We start from the raw sequence: 20,629 nt of genomic DNA on the forward strand, positions 1-20,629 counted from the left end.
AAGTTCCTTTCAGGATGACAGGGGAGGGTTGTAAAAACAAAGAAGCCCCACCAAAAAGGCAGGGCTTCTGATTATTCATTGATTCCAGAAGAATTACTTCTTCGCCGGCAATTCTTTTAACAGCACTTCCACGGCTTTTTCCAGTTGCTGGTCACGGCCTTGGGCTACCAAGGCGGGGTCATTGGCCACCAGGTAATCTGGCTCCAGTTGGGCGTTCTCCAGGAACTTGCCGCCACCTAAGGTGCGGTAGCCCACCTGCGGAATCCCGAAGACCATGGTTGGGTCAATTAAGGTTTCCCACCACACGAAGGTACCGGTTCCGGCCACGGGCATGCCCACGGTTTTACCCAAACCCAGTTCTTTGTACAGAACCGGGAAGATGTGCGCGTCTGAGTAGTTGCTCTCGTTCATCACCACGATGGATGGACGGGTCCATTTGTTGCGGGGCTCGTCTGAGAGGTTCTGGCCGCGCGGAATGAACTCGGCGTACTGCTTGGTGTTCAGGAAGCTGATGAGGTCATCGTGCAGGTTTCCGCCGCCGTTGGAGCGGGTGTCTACCACCAATGCCTCTTTGGTCGCGTTCTTGCCCAAAGCGTCTTCATACACCGTGCGGTAGCTGGCATCGTTCATGCCCCGGATGTGCACGTAACCCAAGCGTCCGCCAGAGAGACGGTCCACTTCTTTGCGGCGGTTGTCTACCCAACGCTGGTACAGCAACTCGCTCAGGTCTGCCGCCGAGATAGGCTTGGCGGTCTCTTCCCAGCGCTGCTTCGTTTTCTCGTTGTACAAAGACACCAGCGTGTACTTACCGGCTTTGCGGTTCAGGAGCTGGTCTACATCGGTGTTGTCTTCAATGGGCTGCCCATCAATCTTCTCGATGATGATACCCGGTTTCACTTTGGAGCTGGCGCGGTCAAACGGACTCAGGTTGATGACTTCCTTCACTTTCAGACCCTTGCCGGTGTACTGCTCATCATAGAACAGCCCCAAAGAAGCCGTCGCATCTGGATTAGTAGCACGGTGGCTGTACCTTCCGCCCGTGTGCGAGGCATTCAGCTCGCCCAACAATTCACTCAGGACATCGGCAAAGTCGTAGTTATTGACGATGTGCGGCAGGAACTGGCGGTAATTGTCAGTATAGAATTTCCAGTCTACGCCGTGCAGGTCTTTCACGTAGAATTTCTTCTCCAGCTCCCTGATCACGTGGTCGTACATGTAGGCGCGCTCGGCGGCGGCGTTGAGGTTCATCTCGCCGTTTACCTTGAGGGTTTCCTGTTTGCCGGTCTCGGTGTCTACTTTCAGGATTTTGCCTTCGGTTAACACAAACAGGTTCTTGCCGTCTTTGCTCATAACCATGTCTCCGCCGCGGGCACCCAGCTTGGCCAGCAGTTTGGTGTCATTGTCGCGCAGGTTGGTCACCCACAGGTCATAGCCTTTCTCGAAGCGGCTCAAATAGAACATCCGGTCGCCTTTGTCGGTCACCACGGCATCAGATAAGTCTGAGGAAGTGGCGGTGAGGCGGGCTTTGCGCTGGGGCAGGTTGTCCAGTTCCAGCGCCATACCGGCCGGAGCGGCAGTTTTAGCGGCTTCGCCTTTTTTGCCTTTGGCTTTGGTTTTGTCTTTTTCTGACGATACTCCGCCAGCCGCAGCTTCGCGTTTCTCCAGGTCTTCCAGCAGAGTGAAATCCTCTTTGCTCAGTTTGAAGCGGTCAAAACCGTCCTGGGTGGTAAAAAGCGCGTAGATATCGCCGGTGCCTGAGTTGTTGCCGTTGCCGCGCAGACCTTCGCGGTTAGAGTAGAAGGTAATCATTTTGCCGCCCATCATCCACTGCGGGCTGTTCTCATAGTAACCACTCTGAGTCAGGTTGATGATCTCGCCTTTTCCATTGGCTGATATCAAACCTACTTCGCTCAGCCACTGCTTAGGCTGGTTGTACTGCACTAAAAACCACTTGCCGTCTGGTGACCACTCAAAGTACTGGTCGCCGTCTGAGTACGAGTAGTTGTTGGCGTTGCCTAAAATGGTACGCACATGCTTATTGGCTTTGTTCACCACTTTCAGGATCACACGCTCCTCCAGGTAGGCTACTTCCTTGCCATCCGGTGAGTAGGCCGGTTGGAATTCCTCGGCGGAAGTGGCGATTACGGGCTCCTCTTTCAGCAGCGTGGATGCGTAGAAATAAGGCTCGGCGCTGCGCACCAGGCTGGTTTCATACACGTTCCAGCTGCCGTCACGCTCACTGGCGTATAGAATCTTGCGGCCGTCTGGCGAGAAACTCACACTGCGCTCCTGCTCCGGCGTGTTGGTGATGCGGCGGGTAATGCCACCGTCCACTGATGATACGAACACTTCGCCCCGGTTCACAAACACCACCTCTTTGCCGTTAGGCGACACCTCCATCTCGGTCATGCCGCCGGAGATGGGCAGCACGGTCTCGGGGTTGGAGCGGATGTCTGTGTACAGCTGGATGGCTACTTTCTGCGGCTGCGCGCCGGACTTCAAGGTATAAATCTCACCGTTGTAGGTAAAGGACAGCACCCCGTCTTTGGAGCTGGTCAGGTTACGTACCGGATGCTTGGCGAAGTTAGTGACGGCGGCACTCTGCTTAGGGTTCTGCAGACTCATCTTGCGCACGTTGAAGGTGCCGTTCACCTGCTCACTCAGGTAATAGATGTCCTGGCCGTTGGCTGCGAAAACCGGCTGGCGGTCCTCGCCCACGTTATCGGTGAGTTTGGTGTGCTGCTTCGTTTTGGTGTTGTAGGCCCAAACATCGCGGGCGGTGGAAGACGTCTGGTGCTTCCGGAAATTATTCTCGGGGCTCTTTTTATCGTGGTACACCAGCACATCGCCGGCGGCGTTGTAGCGGGCAGCCTCGGCGGGAGTAGTGAGCAACATGGCATTGCGGCCACCTCCCGTATGCACGCTGTACAGTTCAGAGAACGCGCCGGACGGGAACATGGCGTTGGAAGCCGCGTCTACCCTGGCTGAGGAAAAAATCACGCTCTTCCCGTCTGGGGTGAAGTCAGATGGCAGGTCTGCGGATGAGTGGAACGTGAGGCGCTTGCTCTCGCCACCCTGTGCGGGCATCACAAACACGTCAAAGTTGCCGTAGCGGTCAGAGGCATAGGCAATGGATTTTCCGTCTGGTGACCATACGGGCATGTATTCGTAGCCTTCGTGCATGGTAAGCGGCGTCGCGTTTCCGCCGGCCGCGGCTACTTTGTACAAATCACCTTTATAGCTGAAGACAATGGTCTGGCCATCGGGCGAAATTGCCGGGGTGTTGAGCCAGAGTGGGGTTTGGGTTTGGGCCATGGCCCCCAGGCTGCCTGCGCAGCAAAGAGCCAGAATGGCTAGAAACCTCTTTTTCATAAGGTAAGCGGTTGTTTGTTAGATTGGATTACTAAATGTAACGATTGTTCCTGCTTATTCAAAAGAAGCAGGGGCTGGGTTGGTTTTCACGAAAATTTATCTGGCGTTTTGAGGCTGATTTGACACAAACAGCCTCAAAACAGATAGGCGTGATTATGTTGGTGTAGGGGCAATCCCTTGTGGTTGACCTAATAGAGCGGCAATCGTAACTGGGCAACCACAAGGGATTGCCCCTACAGAATCAGATTCATCGCTGGCGCGAGCTTGCAGCTCGTGTCCGCACGTATTTCTGATCCCAGGCTTTCGATTACCTTTTCCTCGGTCTGTCCCCTGACAGACCGAAGTAATGATAAAGTGAAAAACATGTGTTGTCCTGTCAGGGGATAGGCCAAGGTGGAGGATGCCCCTACTTTATTAAATACCCCGCTAGCGCGAGCCTCCGGCTCGTGTCCAAACGCATTGCTGCTAATTACTTCCTTGGTGATGAGCAAAAGAGGATCGGGAATATGTGCGGACACGAGCCGGAGGCTCGCGCCAGCGAAAGTTACCTCAATGCGAAAGTTGCCTCAATATGATCAGGTACCACAAATCAGATATCGTGGAGACAATGCGGTGCCTGGTCTCTACAGTTGGAAGGAATGCGTGCTGACACGAGCCGGAGGCTCGCGCCAGCGGATTTGCTTCTCTGCTTAAAACCGAAAAGCCGTTTTACCTCTATTTTTAGAAAATAAGAGGTAAAACGGCTTTGGAAAACCTGACTTAGAACTCAGGACTTTAGACTCAGGACTCTTTCTAGTAGTTTCCTTTGAGGCCTTCCTGGAAGCAATGGCGGCAGCGGGCCTCGTAGGAATCTGTTTCGCCCAGGAGGACTTTCTCCTGGGAGGCGGCTTTCCGGAAGGAGTAGGAGGCGATGTCACCACACTGCACGCAGATGGCGTGTACCTTGGTCACGTACTCGGCTACCCCCATAAGCGCCGGCATTGGCCCGAAGGGTTTGCCCAGGTAATCCATGTCCAGGCCGGCCACTATCACGCGTACGCCGGTGTTGGCCAAATGCACGCAAACTTCGGTGATGGCCTCGTCAAAGAACTGGGCTTCGTCTATGCCCAAGACATCGCAGCCGCTACCCAGCAGGAGCATGTCGTTGGCGAACTGGATGGGGGTGGAACGGATGCTGGTGGCATTGTGGGAAACCACGTCAATCTCGTGGTAACGGGTGTCAATGGCTGGCTTGAAGATCTCCACGCACTGCTTGGCTATCTTGGCGCGGTTGAGCCGCCGGATTAATTCTTCGGTCTTCCCCGAGAACATAGACCCGCAAATCACTTCAATCCAACCTCTTCTCTGGGCCTGCTGGCGGTTTCCCACCCGGGGTTCTATGAACATAACTTAATGTGCTAATTATTAAAGGTGCTAATGTGCTATCCCTTCCAAAAACTGGGGCCACAACCACATTAACTGATGCGAAGGTACTAGCCCCCTCCCCTTTCCTAATGAACAATTTTTCCACACAGTTATCCAATACATTGGCTATCAGAAAATTGAATGATTGAGAGATTGTTTAAATTAGGAGATGTGAAGATTTGGAAATAATCATTGGCTAAATCTGACATCTTCAAATTTCCACATCTCCAAATCTTCAAATAAACCAATGACTCAATCCTTCACTTGGTATAAGAAATGTGCGGGAGTTTCGTTTGTTGGGGAACGCGGCAGGTGACGGGTCCGGTGAGGGTGGCCTGGCAGGTGAGGCGCTCATTGGGTTTGAGGCGGCCGTTGTTGCGGAAACGGGTTTCGGGGGCGGTATCCGGGGCCAGGTTCTCCGCGCCCTCCAGTACTACCATGCGGCAGGAAGTGCAGCGTCCTTTGGCGCCGCAGGCGTGCATCCAATCAATTCTGGCGGCTTGCAGTGCGGCCAGAACCGTTTGCCCCTGGGCTACGTTCACCACAATTCCGCCCAGATTAGAAACCGTTAATTCGGCCATATTTCGCTATATTTACGAGCGTATGCTTCCTCCAATGAAAGACAAATATAATCAAATACGCCTGGCCCAGTACAGCCAGGCCCTTGCCCAACGCCTCAGCGAAGAACATTTTGCTCATCATGAGAACGTTACTGCCCAACAACTGATTTCCTTTACCCCTATCAAACAGGTAAACCTCTACATGATCAGAGAGCTGCTCACGCTCTGGAACCATGAGATGGCCAACCTGCGCAGCCCGTACTTTGATTTTGAACACCCCGAGGTGAAAGACGCCCTGGTACAGTTCATGAACGTGCTGTCCCGCAAGATCTCCATCAAACGCCCGCACTTTGAGCCACTGCTACTCAAGGCCATTCAGGATACTTTACGCGCCGTATTGGAGCCTGAGGGGGTTTTTGAGGAAAAATTCATGCGCCTGGACGACCTTTCCGTACCCAAACTGCAGGAAACCCTCAAGTACCAGGACATTGACAAAGACCTGTACCGCCGCTTCCTGGAGACGCTTTCCGGCACCGAGGTTGACCGTTACCAGATCATCCCCAGGCTGAGCCGTTTCCTGGCCGAGCACGAGGCTGAGCGCACCACCGTGAACGAGGTAGTAGCCAGATTCAATGAGCTGCAGCCTTTGCAGGTAGACGAGCTGTTTACCTTGGTACCCGCCCCGGCTCCTGCCCCAGCGCCAGCCGTGAGTACACACGTAGCAAGTACGCCGCGGCCTAGTTTTCAGCCCACGCTGAACCCCGAGCCCAGACTGAACGAGCGCCTGCAAACCGAGCAGAAACCCAACCTGAACGATCGCCTGAAGCAGCCCGTAGTTCCTTCCATGGCCGACCGCCAGCAGGACCAGAAAATAGGATCCCTGAAAGAAGCTATTTCAATTAACCAGCGGTTCTCATTCATCAACGAGCTGTTTGAAGGCGATAACATGGCCTACCACGCCGTGATCAAGCAACTGGACGAGTACGACAACCCAAACCAGGCCAAACAGTACCTGCAACACGATGTAGCCAGCAAATACAACTGGAGCCGCAAAGAAGAACACGTGCAGAAACTCACCAGGCTCATAGAACGCAAATTCTCCTAAGCCTTTCCGGCCTGTTCCCCAAAAAACACCCCCAACACGCCCCCCTCTCCCGAGGGGCGGGCGTTTTGCGTTAGATAGAAAGAATATCGCTTTATCTATGCAGACGCTCGCAGGTCCTGCGAGCGTCTGCAGCTTTCCATTCTAAAGCTGTTTTCCAAAAAACAACCCCGAAACGGGTTCCAATCTCGCTACGTGATACTTGCTACCTGATACGCCAATTACCCTCGGCCCAGATCCAGTTTGCGGTGCGCGTCAATGGCCAGCAGAATGAACAGTAGGATGGTAAACGACCATAGCGATGAGCCGCCGTAGCTGAAGAAAGGCAGCGGAATCCCCACCACAGGGGCCAGCCCGATGGTCATGCCCACGTTCACCAGGAAGTGGAAGAAGATGATGGAAGCCACGCAATAGCCGTAGGTACGCCCAAAAACCGAGCGCTGTCGTTCGGCCACGTAAATGATCCTGATGAGTAGGGCCATGAAGAGCGCCACAATAATGAGACTGCCAATCCAGCCGTGTTCCTCGCCTACGGTACAGAAAATAAAGTCGGTGCTTTGCTCTGGTACGAAGTCAAATTTGGTCTGCGTGCCTTCCAGAAAACCTTTCCCGAAGAACCCACCGGAACCGATGGCAATCTTGGACTGCGTCACGTTCCAGCCCACGCCCAAAGGATCCACCTCGGGGTCCACGAGTACTTTGATACGGTTCTGCTGGTGCTCCTGCAGGATGTTGTCAATAAAGTAAGTTACACTGAACACCATAACCAAGACGGCCGCCCAAATACTGATGTAAGTAGGCAGATACCGCTTGATCCGGTGGAAGTTGAGCCAGAGGTAAGCACCCATCAGCACAGTGACGATACCCGCCAGGTACCATTGCGGAATCAGAAGCGTGAGCACAAATACGAACACGGCTACCGCGCCAATGATCAGGATCAAAGGCGACATCCCTTCCCGGAAGAACGCCAGGGTGAAGGCCGCGAACACCAGGGCAGAACCGGTCTCGTTCTGTAGAATGATGATGATAGGCGGCAACAAAGCCAATCCCGCCAGTTTGGCCTGGTCTTTCCAGTTCTGCTGGCGCAGGTTAATGCTGCTCATGAACCTGGAGACCGCCAGCGCCGTGGCAAACTTGGCGAACTCCGCGGGCTGCAACCGCACAGACTCAGTGATCACGAGCCAGGAACGGGACCCTTTAATCGGAGAAGCCAAAAGCAGAGTACCCAGCAGAATCAAAATCACGAACCAGTAGATACCGTAGGCCAGCGAGTCATAGGCTTTGTAGTCAATGGCAAACAGCATGATGATGATGATCACGGAGGTACCAATCCAGGCCAGCTGTTTCCCGGAGTTAAGCGTGAAGTCAAAGATGCTGGTAACGTTCTCAGGATTATAGACCGCGGCATAGATGTTCATCCAGCCCAGCGTCACCATGAGGCCGTACAGCCCAATGGTGACCCAGTCTATGTTATTGGCTATTTTGTAGGAGGTCCGCATTTGATGTTTGCTAATCGGTCCATTTGTAGAAACTACCGTTGATCATGTCTGCCTCCCAGCGTTTGCGGTAAGTGGTCTTCACGGTATCAGTGAGGTATTTCTCAATCATTAGGCTGGCCATGGGCGCGGCGGCGGTGGCCCCTCCCCCGGCATTCTCCACGTACACCGCAATTGCGATCTTGGGATCATCTTTGGGAGCAAAGGCAATGAATACCGAGTGGTCTTTGCCGTGCGGGTTCTGCACGGTACCGGTCTTGCCGCATAGGACTACGCCAATGTGCTTCAGGCTGGCATACCGGCCGGTTCCGTTCTCCACCACCAACTGCATGCCGTCAATAACCGGCGGAAAATGCCTGGGGTCCACGGAGGTGTAGTTTCTCACGGAATACTCAGGCAGCGGTTTCCCGTTCTCCCCTACGGAGCGCACAATGTGCGGCTTGTAGTAATAACCCCTATTGGCGATGGTGGCAGCAAAGTTAGCCATCTGCAGCGGTGTTACGCCGGTCTCGCCCTGCCCGATGCTGACAGAGTAAATGGTGGGGAATTTCCAGCCATCGCGTTTGTAGATACGATCATAGAAGCGGGCGTTGGGCATCATCCCTTTTTTCTCGCCGGGCAGGTCTATGTCCAGATTGCCGGCAAACCCGAAACTTTTGATGTGCTTGTTCCACTCATCCAGGCCCAGCCGGACATCCTCATACACATTACGAGACCGGCCCCGCGCCACCACCGAGCGGAAAACCTGGTAGAAATAAGGGTTGCAGGACTGCTCAATGGCAATGCCCAGGTTGGCCGGATATGGGTGCCGGTGCGAGCATTTCACCAAAGACCAGTTACATGGGTACCCAGTCTCAGGGGTCAGCACGCCTTCCTGCATCGCGATCAAAGCCTGCGCCAGCTTGAAGATGGAGCCCGGCGGATACGTGGCCATGAGCGGACGGTTGAACAGCGGCTTGGTGGGATCACGCAGCAATTTCATGTAGTTGTTGCCCAGCTCTTTCCCGGTCAGCAGCGAGGGATCAAAATACGGCGCCGATACCAGCGACAGGATCTCGCCGGTCTTGGGTTCAATGGCCACAATGCTGCCCACCTTCCCACCAGACATAAGCAACTCGGCGTACTTCTGCAGTTCCAGGTCAATGGTGGTAACCAGGTTCTTACCCGCTACCGAGAGAGTATCATATTCGCCGTTCTTGAAGGACCCTTTCTCAATGCCGCGCACGTTCACCATGGTGTATTTCACCCCGCGCTTGCCCATAAGAAACTGCTCATACTGGCGCTCCAGACCACTGATGCCCAGATAATCGCCCTGACGGTAACCGTGGTAGGTAGTGTCCTCCAACTGTCGCGGGCTGATCTCCCCGATGTACCCCAACGCATGGGCCAGGCTGCCATGCTGATAGCCACGTACGGTACGGGCGTTGATGTAGAAACCAGGGAAGTCCACCAGGTTGTCCTGGATGGCGGCAAACTCTGCGTTGGTGAGGCGTTGCAGGAACGGTGAGGGCTTAACGTAGGAGTACTTCTTGGCTGCGGTGATTTTCTCGCGGTACTCCGGCAGGGAGATGCCCACCAGCTGGCAGAATTTCAGCGTGTCAATGGCTTTGGCCTCTTTGGGCACCACCATGAGGTCATACACCGGTGTGTTCTCCACCAGCAGTTTCCCGTGGCGGTCATAGACCAAGCCCCGGAACGGGTACTGCACCACGCGGCGCATGGCGTTGCTTTCGGCGGCGGTTTTATAGCTGTCATCCAGAACCTGGATGTAGAAAAGTTTGATGAGATAAACCGCTCCTATGGCTATGAAAATTGCCTGGATTACGTATTTGCGGCTTTCTAAGTACTTCATCTAAAACCTCGTGCTCTTCGCTCAAAAAATAACATCTGAAAAATCACCAGCACCGTTCCGGTGAACAATGTGCTGGCTATTATCTTGGCTAACGTAAATCCAATCAGTTTAAATCCGTTGAGCTCCAGAAAAAATAGGGTGAAGTGGTGCACAAAGATAAGCGCCATGCCATAGGTCAGGAACCAGCGCCAGCCCATGGAGGGCAAACTAGCGTGGTCAGAAACCTCGTAGCCATCGCGGGGCGTGAGCAGCTTGAGCATGGAGGGCCGCAGGTAGCCCATGAGTACCGTGGCAGCTGCGTGCACCCCAGACGTGTCATAGAACAGGTCAATGGTGAACCCGCACACAAAGCCCAGCAACAGCAGCAGCACCTTGTCTATCTCAATGGGCAGGAACAAAATAAACCCGATGTATACAAAGCAGAACCCGGTCTCAAACAGCACCAGGTTGCGCATGAGCAGCACCTGCAGGCTCATCAAAACCACAAACTGGACTAAGTGTATGAACCTAAAACTATTCATTCTCTTCGGTTATGCCTGACTGTACCAGCAAGCTGTCCAGCTCAGGCTTGCGTTTGTTTTCCACCACGTACACGTAAGACAGTTTCTCAAAGTCCACGCTCAGGCGCACCACAATGGTGTAGAAACTTTTATCCAGCTCCTTGCGCACACTGATCACGCGCCCCACCATAATGCCCGGCGGATAAATACCCCCGGCACCAGAGGTCACCACCGAGTCTCCTTTGAAAATCTTCTCGCTCAACGGAATGTAATGCAGGCTGGCGGTCTCGGGGTTTTCCGTGTCCCACTTAATGGAGCCCAGGCTTTTGTTCCGTTTCAGCTTCACCGAGATCAGGGTCTGGGAGTGTAGCAGGGAGGTCACCGTGGCGTAATGCTTGGAGACCGCTTTTACCCGGCCCACAATCCCGTTGGCGGTGAGTACGCCCATCCCGGGCCGGATACCGGCATCGGAGCCTACATTCAGGGCCAGGTGGTTGTTTAGCCCCCTTACAGAGTTACTCGTCACCCGGGCCGGCCTATAGGTGAACACCAGTTCTTCCAGGGAATCGCGCGGCGCCTGGAGTGAGTCTTTCGGATCCCGGGCCCTGACCTGCACAAACACAGAATCCTTCACCACCCCCAGGCTGTCGTTGAGCTTGCGTTCCTGAATCTGGGTAAGCTGCGCCCGCAACTGGGCATTCTCCTGCGCCAGCGTCTGGTTTACCTCCGTGAGCCGGAAATAATCAGCCACCTGGCTCTGGATCTCCAGCACACGCCCCACATAGTAGTTAGACGACTGATAGAATGCCGCACTGTGGTAGGTGTTGCTCCGGTACAGCAGGTAAATGGAAACGCCCTCTAACAGCAGGAACACCAGGAAAGCCCTAATCCGGAAGATGAAAATAAATAGTTTCCGCATGGGCGCGTGTGCTTAGCTCAACAGCACGTTGCGGAAACCCTCAATGTTTTTCACGGCCGCACCGGTACCCCGTACCACGGCTCTTAACGGATCTTCCGCAATGTGAATGGGTAGTTTGGTTTTGGCAGCCAGGCGTTTGTCCAGACCTCTGAGCAAGGCGCCCCCACCAATCAGGTGGATACCGTTGTCGTAGATATCGGCGGAAAGTTCTGGTGGCGCAATCTCCAGCGCTTTAAGCACGGCCTCTTCAATCTTAGACACCGATTTATCCAGCGCGATGGCGATTTCCTGGTAAGTTACCTTTATCACCTTCGGTATACCGGTCATCAGGTCACGGCCCCGGATCTCAAAGTCAGCGGGTGGATTGTCCAGTTCGGTGAGCACGGCGCCTACCTCAATTTTGATTCTTTCAGCGGAACGCTCACCAATCAACAGGTTATGCTGACGGCGCATGTGGTCCAGAATGTCTTTGTTGAATACGTCACCGGCCACCCGGATAGATTGGTCACACACAATCCCGGACAAAGCGATCACGGCGATCTCAGTGGTACCACCCCCTATGTCTACCACCATGGTACCCACGGGCTGCTCCACGTCAATGCCGATCCCGATGGCGGCAGCCATCGGTTCCTGGATCATCCAGACCTCACGGGCATCGGCGTGCTCACAGGAGTCTTTTACGGCGCGTTTCTCCACCTCGGTAATACCAGATGGGATACACACCACCATGCGGTAAGAAGGCTGGAACAGGCGTTTTTTGCCTTTGTCAATCATCTTGATCAAACCCCTGATCATCATCTCGGCGGCGGTGAAGTCCGCGATCACGCCGTCTTTGAGAGGGCGGATGGTTTTGATGTTCTCGTGGGTTTTCTCGTGCATCTGCTGCGCCTCGCGGCCCACCGCCAGCACCTTGTTGGTTCTCCGGTCTAAGGCTATGATGGAAGGCTCGTCAACTACAATTTTATCGTTATGAATGATAAGGGTATTGGCCGTACCCAAATCAATGGCTATATCAGATGTGAAAAAATTAAATAATCCCATTATTTGTCAGTCGTGCACTCACCGTTAGAATGCTATATATGAAATTTATTTACTTAACCAGGTACTATAATGGCGCAAAATTACGTATTTCCCGCTAATAATTACGCTTGAGCATGAGACAGTTCTGTTTTCTGTCTTTTTTCCTGAAAAGAGCCCAAAAACATGGCTGTTTTACTTCCCTCCTCTCGGGGTTTGCCCGTCCTGTAGCGCAATGTACCTCAGAAAACCAGCATCCGCTCTCTTTCTATACCACCATTTTCCTCTGTAATGCCATAATACAATTCTACTATCTCCTACCCATATAACATCGGCGACTAGTACAATTCAAACAAGCAGTGCCTATACCTCAGAACGAATGGCTATTAACTCGCTCAGGGTCAACACTACACACCCATGAACCCTACCCTCTCCTCCTGCACGGCACAGTTACCCTAGCAAAATACCCGGGTTCACCTCCTACCCGCCCTTATCCGGAAAAGCTTATATCATCCTAACCTTCCTTTCCCTATGCCAAAGTTTTATGGTTGTTTTTTAGAAAACAGGCTTAAATCGGCCTTTGTACTTTTCAACGGGAAGCAAAAAGCCCGGCTGTCCAAAGAACGGCCGGGCTTCTGGAATATTCCTTTAGGATAGGATTAATGTTTGAAGTGACGCACGCCAGTCATGACCATGGCCATATTGCGGACATCGCAGGCATCAATAGAGTCTTTGTCTTTGATGGATCCTCCGGGCTGCACCACGGCGGTGATTCCGGCTTCGGCGGCAATCTCCACGCAATCCGGGAACGGGAAGAACGCGTCTGAGGCCATCACGGAACCTTGCAAATCAAACCCGAACGAGCGGGCTTTCTCAATGGCCTGACGCAAAGCATCTACCCTCGAGGTCTGGCCCACGCCACTGGCCAGCAACTGGTTTCCACGCGCCAGCACAATGGTATTGGATTTGGTGTGCTTGCAGACTTTGAGCGCGAACTCCAGGCCTTCCACCTCTTCCGGTGATGGGGCCCGCTGGGTCACGGTTTTGAAATCGGCGGCAGTTTCAATGGCCAGATCTTTGTCTTGCTCAATCACGCCGTTCAAGAGGGTTTTGAACAGTTTGCTTGGCAGTTGAACTGGTTTCTGGCGCAGCAGAATGCGGTTTTTCTTGGATCTGAGCAGTTCCAGGGCATCGGCGTCAAAGCCCGGCGCGATGAGCACCTCGAAGAACAGTTTGTTCAGCTCCTCGGCGGTAGCTAAATCCACGGTTTTGTTCACAATGATCACGCCCCCGAACGCCGATACCGGGTCGCAGGCCAGGGCGTTCACGTAGGCCTGGTGCAGAGAATCAGCCACGGCCACGCCGCAGGCATTGGTGTGTTTCAGGATGGCCACGGCCGGTTGGTCCGCAAACTCAGCCATGAGCAACACAGCGGCGTCTACGTCCACCAGGTTGTTGTAGGACAGCTCTTTTCCGTTCAGTTTCTCAAAAAGAGCCTCTAAATCGCCGTAGAAGTATCCTTTTTGGTGCGGGTTTTCGCCGTAACGCAAGGTTTGACTCGTGCGCTCACTCTGCTTAAAGGCCGGGGCTAGGTCCTGCTCTTTGCTCAGGTAATTGAAGATGTGCGTGTCATAGTGCGAAGACACGTCAAAGGCTTTGGCCGCAAAGCGCTTGCGGTCGGCCAGCTCGGTGCTGCCATCTTTGGCTTGCAACAGTTCTACCACCTCACCGTATTGCTCGCGCGAAGACACGATCAACACATCCTGGAAGTTTTTGGCCGCGGCGCGAATCAAAGAAATACCCCCGATGTCGATTTTCTCAATTACGTCTTCCTCTGAAGCTCCGGAAGCCACGGTTTCCTCAAATGGGTACAGGTCTACAATCACCAAGTCCAACGCCGGAATCTCGAACTGCTGCACTTCCTGCTGATCTTGCTCATGACTCCGGCGGTGCAGGATTCCCCCGAAGATCTTTGGATGCAGGGTTTTCACGCGTCCCCCGAAGATAGAAGGGTAATCAGTTACGCTGTCCACAGCCACCACCTCGGCGCCCAAGCCTTCCAGGAACGTTTGGGTACCACCGGTGGAGTAAAAAGTAACGCCTTGTTTCTGCAACTCGCGCACCAGCGGCTCCAGGCCGTCTTTGTAGTACACCGAGATAAGGGCAGATTTGATTTTAACGGAATTCATATAGGTAGAAAATGTAGGTTCTGAAAGGAACAGGCAGGCTTTGACTCAGCAAAAGCCCGGGCACAGCAGGGCTTGCTCCCAATTTTGCAGCCTGGGAGTTAGCGATTATTCTAATTAAATTAAATGAGCAGAGCAGACCGGAGAAGGCCCGCAGTTGACACGTAAGCAGCAGTGAGAGCAGTAGAAAGGGCCGTGTCAGTCGCTTCATCTCTTTTTTCGGGGTTAGGCTGCGGGCGTTTCGGGGCTGTTTTTGCCAGACGTGAGCAATTCCTCCACTACGCGGGGCAGATGCCGATGCTCCAGGGTGAGCACGCGGGCCGCCAGGGTCTCACAGGTATCATCGGGGTGCACGGCGCAGAACTCCTGGTAAATAGGCGCGCCCTCGTCATAATGCTCGTTCACGTAGTGGATGGTGATGCCTGTTTGTGCTTCCTTGGCATCTATCACGGCCTGGTGCACGTGCTGCCCGTGCATGCCTTTGCCGCCAAACTTGGGTAACAGCGACGGATGGATGTTGATGATCTTATTGGGGAAAGCCTGCACAAAAGCGGCGGGCAAGAGCCACAGGAAACCAGCCAGCACAATCAGATCGGGTTCGTAGGCCTGAACTTGCGCTTGCACCTCACCGGCCCGTAACGAGGCTCGGTCAAAGACCACTGTGGGGACGCCATAATTCTGAGCCCGCTGCAAGGCAAACGCCTCCGGGTTGTTGGAGAAAAGGGCCACCACCTGAATATGCGCGTGGTCTTCAAACTGCTCCAGCAGGCGCTGGGCATTGCTCCCGGAGCCGGAAGCGAAAATGACGATGTTCTTTTTCTTTGCGGAGGTACCCAAAACTGCTGTTGCTGTCAATGGAAGAGCAAAGATAGTGTTTCTGGGGTATTTTCCGGTAAACCGGGTGAAAACGTTTGAAATGATGGTGCGCTATTGTGGTTGCTTGTTCCCTTTTCTAAACTCCCTTTCTGATTCTCTCTCTTTCCTGGTTCAAGTTTTCAACTTGGACCTATAATGGCTGAAGTTTGCAACTTCAGTGAGGCGCTAGCCTCAAAATCACTTATAAGAAATCAAATAGCTTCTCACCACTGCAGTTTTTATTTCCATTTCTGAAAAACGCTGACAAAACGCAGATTCTCCCCTTGAGGGGAGATTAAGAGGGGGTGTTTACACTTACCGGTCTTGGCGCTCCCCTTGGTTCCTTTCTTCGGCCTTTACCTCCTACTTCTTTTCTTACCAAGTCTCAGAACTGCAGATGCACTCTGCGGGCGTTTGTCACTTTTCTCCTTGATGAGAAAAGTAACCAAAAGAATCAAGAAGCCTCAAACTCGCTGACGCTCGGACAGTGAGGCTTCAATCAAGGTACCACCTGGCTAAGGCTACCTGTTCCATTGCCAACGTAGGCAATTACTGCTTGAACAGTTCATCCGTGCGGCAGTCCGTGCCTCGGCCTCACTGTAGGCCTTCGCCCCGGCCCGCCGCAGGTACCTATTCCTCATCTATCTACTCAATCTGCTTACTCTTATCCATGGTTCAAGTCTGTGACTTGGACCCAACATGATCGGCAGTTTGCAACTGCAGTGAGGCGAGAGCCTCAACCTAAGTTTGCGGGTAAAAAGGAAGCAGAACAGGGTTTTAGAGCCGTTTTTACTAAAACAGCTCTGATATGGAAAAGGCAAAGATTTAGGCTTTCAGCCTGGGCACGATGGTTGGGACTTGCTTGTTTTGGATGGGCTGGTGGGCTTGCATGCGGGGCTTTTTCTCGGTGAGGTATTTCCAGTAACGCTTGGGCATGTGGCGGAGGTGGAGTTTCTGATTTTTCCGCTCGGGGATGTTCACGTGGTCAAAGTAGGCTTGCCAGAGTTGCTGGTACAAGGGCTCTACCGAGGTCAGGATCTCGGGGGAGAGTTGTCCTTTCCGGAGGCTCAGGGGTGCTTCTTCCAGGGAGACGATCTGTACGCTTTGCAGATCATAATAAGCGCCGTACTGCCGGCGCACGTCATAGATAAGCCAGTGTTGATCGGCGTAGCGCTTTTCAAAGTGAGACACCACTAAGGGGAGCACGTTGAAGTCCGGTCTGATGGGCGCGATAAAGAGACCGTCTTCCGTACGCTGGAACCGGATGAAGGCTTCCATGCGGTGCTTCTCCCGGAACATCTGCTTGCCCACGGCGGCCATTTTCTGCACGCAGGACTCGGTGAAGTTTTCTTCGATGCCGTCCTGCTTACTGGAGAAAACCAATCGCACGAACTGGAAGATGAGCATCTCAAAGCCGGGCTGTTCCCAGAGGTAGGCTTTGTACACGTTTTCCCAGGCGGCTTTTGACAGCTTTTTGCCCAAACCCTCCCAAACGCGTTTGGCCTTGTCTTCTTGGGTAGGCACGAAATGGTGCTTCGCGAAGATACCGGGCGGCGCCTCCCCTTCCCGGCCAATCTGGGTAGGCCATTCCTTGCGCTCATACGCTTCAAACACCACCGTCAGGAGGCCTTCAAAAGAACCATCGTAGGTATAGAAATGCATGGGCGCTTATAATTAGTTAGGAGGCAATCCGCACGGAGGAACGACGGCCATTGTTTTCGTGGCGCTGAGCCGAGAGTTGGCGCAGGTAAGGCACCAGGGTGCTGAGCTTGCAACGGAAAGAAACTGGGGCTACGGTTTGGCGGTTGGCTACAGTTGGCATAATGGATAATGATCTATGAGGTTTTACAAAAACAATTCTTTTTCTCTTATGTTGGGGAAGGCGCTTTGGCTTTAAGCTATCTAGCCCGCCTGCTGAAACAGGTCCAGCTGGCTGCCCCACAGGCTGGCCCGGCTCCCCTTCTCCCCAAAAATGATTCTTCTCCGGATAGCTTCTTCGTCCCATTCTCTCGTCTCCAAACTGCGCCCTCCGCAGGTGATAAAATACTTGGCCCGTTTCAGCACTACGCCTATCTGGCGGAGGTGCTCCCACGTGAGGTGGGCAAAGCGGCGGGCCGCCACTATCTTCTTCGCTGACTTAATCCCGATGCCCGGTACCCGCAAGATCATCTCGTAATCGGCGGTGTTGATCTCCAGGGGGAACACGTGCCGGTTGCGCAATGCCCACGCCAACTTAGGATCAATCTGCAGGTCCAGTTGCGGATTCTGCTCATCCAGCAGCTCGTTCACTTCGAACCCGTAGAGCCGCACTAGCCAATCGGCTTGGTACAGCCGGTTCTCCCGGATGATGGGCGGGGTACTGATGAGAGGCAGGCGGCTGTCTGTCACTACTGGCACGTAACCTGAGTAGTAAACCCGCTTAAGGTTGAAGTTCTGGTACAGGCCATCGGCGAGGGTCATGATCTGGCGGTCCGTCTCGGCCGTGGCGCCTACAATCAATTGGGTGCTCTGCCCGGCCGGCGCGAAGGAAGGTGTTGACTTGAACAGCTTCTTTTCCTCCTTCACCAGCACCAGTTGGTCTTTGATATGGCCCATGGGCGTGAGCACCTCCTTGAAGTTCTTCTCGGGCGCCAAAGACTGCAGGCTCTCCTCGGTGGGCAACTCAATGTTCACACTCAGCCTGTCGGCGTAGAGGCCGGCTTCCTTTACCAGTTCCTCGCTCGCGCCCGGAATGGTTTTGAGATGGATGTAGCCGTTGAACTTATGCTCCAGGCGCAGTTTCTTGGCCACCCGCACCAGGCGTTCCATGGTGTAGTCTGCGTTCTTGAAAATGCCCGAGCTCAGGAACAGTCCTTCTATGTAGTTGCGGCGGTAGAAATTGATGGTCAAGTCCACCACTTCCTGCACCGTGAAAGCGGCGCGCTTCACGTCGTTGCTTTTCCGGGACACGCAGTAGGCGCAGTCAAAGATGCAGAAGTTGGTGAGCAATATTTTTAGCAAAGACACGCACCGGCCGTCCTCGGTATAGCTGTGACAAATACCCATGCCTTCGGCGTTGCCTAATCCTTTGCCCTCGTTTTTGCGTTTACCGCCGCTGGAAGAGCAGGAAACATCATATTTGGCCGAATCTGCCAAAATACTTAGTTTTTCTAGAAGCGGAGTCTGCATATGTTATGTTATTTAAATCATTGAATACGTTAGCAAGTTACAGCTCATGCAGTTAAATAACTAATAATTTTAGCCACAATTTATCAACAGGGGTGTGGATAAAGCTAATATAAATAGCAATTATGACGCTATTGTGGTTCTAAGCAGAATTTGCCGTATTTTAGGGATGGGTAATAGGGTATGAAGACAGCCGCAAGATTTTCTGTGCACGCACAAATGCTATTTCTGCTATTGATGGCAGGATGGTTCAGTTGCGTTTGTGCACAGGCGCAGGTGGTCTCCCCTCCTTCCACGCAACCCTCCCTCTACCCGCCACTGGAAGACACCACTGACAACAAACAGTTCCTGCAGTCCCTGAAGCGCATCAGCCAGAAGAAGACGCTGTTTGGCCGGGCCGTAAAAGCCCTGGTGGTCTTTAAACCGCGCCGGATTGAGGGCCCCGTGGAAAACACCCTGCTGCCGGCTACCCATGCGCAACACAACTACAAAGTTGTCAGGAGTATCTATTTCAAAAGGCTGGATGCCTTTGGCTATTCTATAAACGATACCCTTGCTCTGCCCGATAACAGCCTGGAGCGCCTGGGCAATGCCCTGCACATGCGCACGAAGCGGAACCTGCTCCGGAACCAGATCCTGTTTAAGGAAGGCGATTTGCTGGAGCCCCTGGACCTGTCTGAATCTGAGCGTTTGCTGCGCCAGACCGACTACCTTTTAGATGCCCGGGTGCTGGTCAATGACTCCACCTCCACCAAGGACAGCATTGACGTGGTTATTGTCACCAAAGACGTGTTCAGTATCAGCGGCTCAGGCTCGGCCAGCACCTCGGGTACCCGGCTGGGCCTGCGGGACATCAATTTCATGGGCATCGGGCACCAGTTCAGAACGAACTATCGCTTTGGATTGTCTGAGCCGCAGACCTGGCAGTTCCTGGGCAGCTACTACATCCCTAATATCTCGCACACCTTTATCTCGGCGGAACTGCTCTACCAGAACACCCATTACTATAAGCAACAGAGCCTTAGTTTCCGGAGGGATTTCTTCTCCACCGATACCAAATATGCGGGTGGGGCTTCAGTGGCCTGGTACCAGACCCTTATACCAGATTATTACGAGCAGGGCCAAGGAGAAAATGGCGAGGGCGGGGAAGGTCAGGTCATCAACCACATCCCGTTGGACTATAATATCCAGGATTTCTGGATTGGGCGTGCCTTCCGGCTCAAGTCCTATGACCTGGCCATGGACAACCCCACGCGGCTTATCACGGCGGCCCGGTTTATGAACATCCATTACACCCAGGGCAGCGGCCCCACTATCCAAAGCGCCCGCCTTTACCTTACCGCTTTTGGCTTCAGTTTCAGGAAATACTACAAAGACCAATACCTCTTCGGGTTTGGCCGCACCGAGGATATCCCCGCAGGGAACCTGATTGCGCTTACGGCAGGCTTTGAGGACGGTGCCCAGAAGAACCGGATGTACCTGGGGGTGAAAGCCGCCTTCGGCAAATACCAGCCTAATTTTGGTTATCTGTACGGGGGCCTGGAGTACGGCAGTTACCGGTATCAGAATTCATGGGAGCAAGGCGTGCTCACTTCAGAGGCTTTGTACTTCACGCCCCTGTACCGCCTCAGGAACTGGCGCTGGCGGCATTTCCTGTGGAACCGCGCCTCCCTGGGTATGCGCCGCCCCGATCTGTTTGCCCTGGACATTGACCAGGAAGACGGCATCAGGGGGTTCAGTTCCGGCGCCGTGCGGGGTTACCGCAAGTTCGTCCTTAACTACGAGACCAATTTCTTCACCCCCCTCACCCTGTTGGGCTTCCGGTTGGCCATCATTGGCTTCGCGGATCTGGCCTGGCTTACCAGCATCCAGAACAAATCACCCCTGAAAGAAAAGCCTTATACCGGATTTGGCATGGGGCTGCGGTTTAGAAACGAGTTCCTGCCTATTAACACCATTCAGGTGCTGCTGGGGTATTACCCGCGTCTGCCCCTGGTCAATAACCAGCAGGATTTCAAGCTGTTCCAGACCACCCGTCAGTACTATGAATTCAATGATCTGCGCTTCACCCAACCCCTGATTTCTGAGTTCAGGTAAATTTCAGCCATTTACTCCCATTCATTTTTGATTTTAACACTCAGCATAAACACTATAACTATAAAAAGCTTATATTGACCTAATCTGAGAATACAGCTTGTTTT

Annotated in this window: 15 protein-coding genes; 2 read left to right on the forward strand and 13 right to left on the reverse strand. The window is 53.5% G+C overall.

The genetic code is table 11. The features are described 5' to 3' along the window. Nucleotides 1-93: 93 nt before the first annotated feature. The 3 genes from J3P34_RS08855 to J3P34_RS08865 all read right to left on the reverse strand — a co-directional run bounded on the left by J3P34_RS08855 (nt 94) and on the right by J3P34_RS08865 (nt 5,357). Nucleotides 94-3,372 carry a S41 family peptidase gene (locus J3P34_RS08855; protein ID WP_210487968.1) on the reverse strand — a complete coding sequence of 1,093 codons (3,279 nt, stop codon included), beginning with the start codon at nt 3,370-3,372 and terminating at the stop codon, nt 94-96. Nucleotides 3,373-4,164: 792 nt separating this feature from the next. Continuing rightward, nucleotides 4,165-4,758 carry a thymidine kinase gene (locus J3P34_RS08860; RefSeq protein ID WP_210487970.1) on the reverse strand — a complete coding sequence of 198 codons (594 nt, stop codon included), beginning with the start codon at nt 4,756-4,758 and terminating at the stop codon, nt 4,165-4,167. A gap of 278 nt (nt 4,759-5,036) precedes the next feature. Continuing rightward, nucleotides 5,037-5,357: a 2Fe-2S iron-sulfur cluster-binding protein gene (locus tag J3P34_RS08865; RefSeq protein WP_210463446.1), complete on the reverse strand. Its 321-nt coding sequence runs from the start codon at nt 5,355-5,357 to the stop codon at nt 5,037-5,039. Between the two features lie 34 nt (nt 5,358-5,391). Here J3P34_RS08865 and J3P34_RS08870 point away from each other — a divergent pair, with 34 nt between their 5' ends. Further along, nucleotides 5,392-6,441 carry a hypothetical protein gene (locus J3P34_RS08870; protein WP_210487972.1) on the forward strand — a complete coding sequence of 350 codons (1,050 nt, stop codon included), beginning with the start codon at nt 5,392-5,394 and terminating at the stop codon, nt 6,439-6,441. A 218-nt stretch (nt 6,442-6,659) separates the two neighbouring features. Here the strand turns inward: J3P34_RS08870 and rodA are convergent, their stop codons facing one another. The 10 genes from rodA to J3P34_RS08920 all read right to left on the reverse strand — a co-directional run bounded on the left by rodA (nt 6,660) and on the right by J3P34_RS08920 (nt 18,431). Then, nucleotides 6,660-7,937 carry a rod shape-determining protein RodA gene (gene rodA, locus J3P34_RS08875; protein WP_210487974.1) on the reverse strand — a complete coding sequence of 426 codons (1,278 nt, stop codon included), beginning with the start codon at nt 7,935-7,937 and terminating at the stop codon, nt 6,660-6,662. Between the two features lie 10 nt (nt 7,938-7,947). After that, a complete protein-coding gene (mrdA, locus tag J3P34_RS08880; protein WP_210487976.1) occupies nt 7,948-9,786 on the reverse strand; it encodes a penicillin-binding protein 2 in 1,839 nt (612 codons plus the stop codon). Then, entirely contained in the window at nt 9,783-10,307 is a 525-nt protein-coding gene (locus tag J3P34_RS08885; protein WP_210487978.1) for a hypothetical protein, read from the reverse strand. The genes mrdA and J3P34_RS08885 overlap by 4 nt, the downstream gene beginning before the upstream one ends. Then, nucleotides 10,300-11,205 carry a rod shape-determining protein MreC gene (mreC, locus tag J3P34_RS08890; RefSeq protein ID WP_210487980.1) on the reverse strand — a complete coding sequence of 302 codons (906 nt, stop codon included), beginning with the start codon at nt 11,203-11,205 and terminating at the stop codon, nt 10,300-10,302. The genes J3P34_RS08885 and mreC overlap by 8 nt, the downstream gene beginning before the upstream one ends. Nucleotides 11,206-11,217: 12 nt before the next feature. Further along, complete coding sequence (locus J3P34_RS08895) at nt 11,218-12,246, reverse strand: rod shape-determining protein (RefSeq protein WP_149089326.1); 1,029 nt, start codon at nt 12,244-12,246, stop codon at nt 11,218-11,220. 635 nt (nt 12,247-12,881) lie between these two features. Then, complete coding sequence (gene purH, locus J3P34_RS08900; RefSeq protein ID WP_210487983.1) at nt 12,882-14,411, reverse strand: bifunctional phosphoribosylaminoimidazolecarboxamide formyltransferase/IMP cyclohydrolase; 1,530 nt, start codon at nt 14,409-14,411, stop codon at nt 12,882-12,884. A gap of 222 nt (nt 14,412-14,633) precedes the next feature. Next, complete coding sequence (gene purN / locus J3P34_RS08905) at nt 14,634-15,245, reverse strand: phosphoribosylglycinamide formyltransferase (protein ID WP_210487985.1); 612 nt, start codon at nt 15,243-15,245, stop codon at nt 14,634-14,636. A gap of 843 nt (nt 15,246-16,088) precedes the next feature. Continuing rightward, on the reverse strand, nt 16,089-16,925 hold the full coding sequence (locus tag J3P34_RS08910) for a TIGR03915 family putative DNA repair protein (protein WP_210487987.1): 837 nt from the start codon (nt 16,923-16,925) through the stop codon (nt 16,089-16,091). A gap of 16 nt (nt 16,926-16,941) precedes the next feature. Beyond that, the gene (locus J3P34_RS08915; protein WP_190300266.1) at nt 16,942-17,085 is read right to left on the reverse strand and encodes a hypothetical protein; all 144 of its coding nucleotides are present in this window, start codon (nt 17,083-17,085) and stop codon (nt 16,942-16,944) included. Between the two features lie 80 nt (nt 17,086-17,165). Next, nucleotides 17,166-18,431, reverse strand: a complete 1,266-nt coding sequence (locus tag J3P34_RS08920; protein WP_210487989.1) for a putative DNA modification/repair radical SAM protein — start codon at nt 18,429-18,431, stop codon at nt 17,166-17,168. Nucleotides 18,432-18,647: 216 nt separating this feature from the next. Here J3P34_RS08920 and J3P34_RS08925 point away from each other — a divergent pair, with 216 nt between their 5' ends. Continuing rightward, complete coding sequence (locus J3P34_RS08925; RefSeq protein WP_210487991.1) at nt 18,648-20,525, forward strand: hypothetical protein; 1,878 nt, start codon at nt 18,648-18,650, stop codon at nt 20,523-20,525. Nucleotides 20,526-20,629: the final 104 nt, after the last annotated feature.

The organism is Rufibacter aurantiacus (genome assembly GCF_017916345.1).
GTDB classification, from domain to species: domain Bacteria; phylum Bacteroidota; class Bacteroidia; order Cytophagales; family Hymenobacteraceae; genus Nibribacter; species Nibribacter roseolus.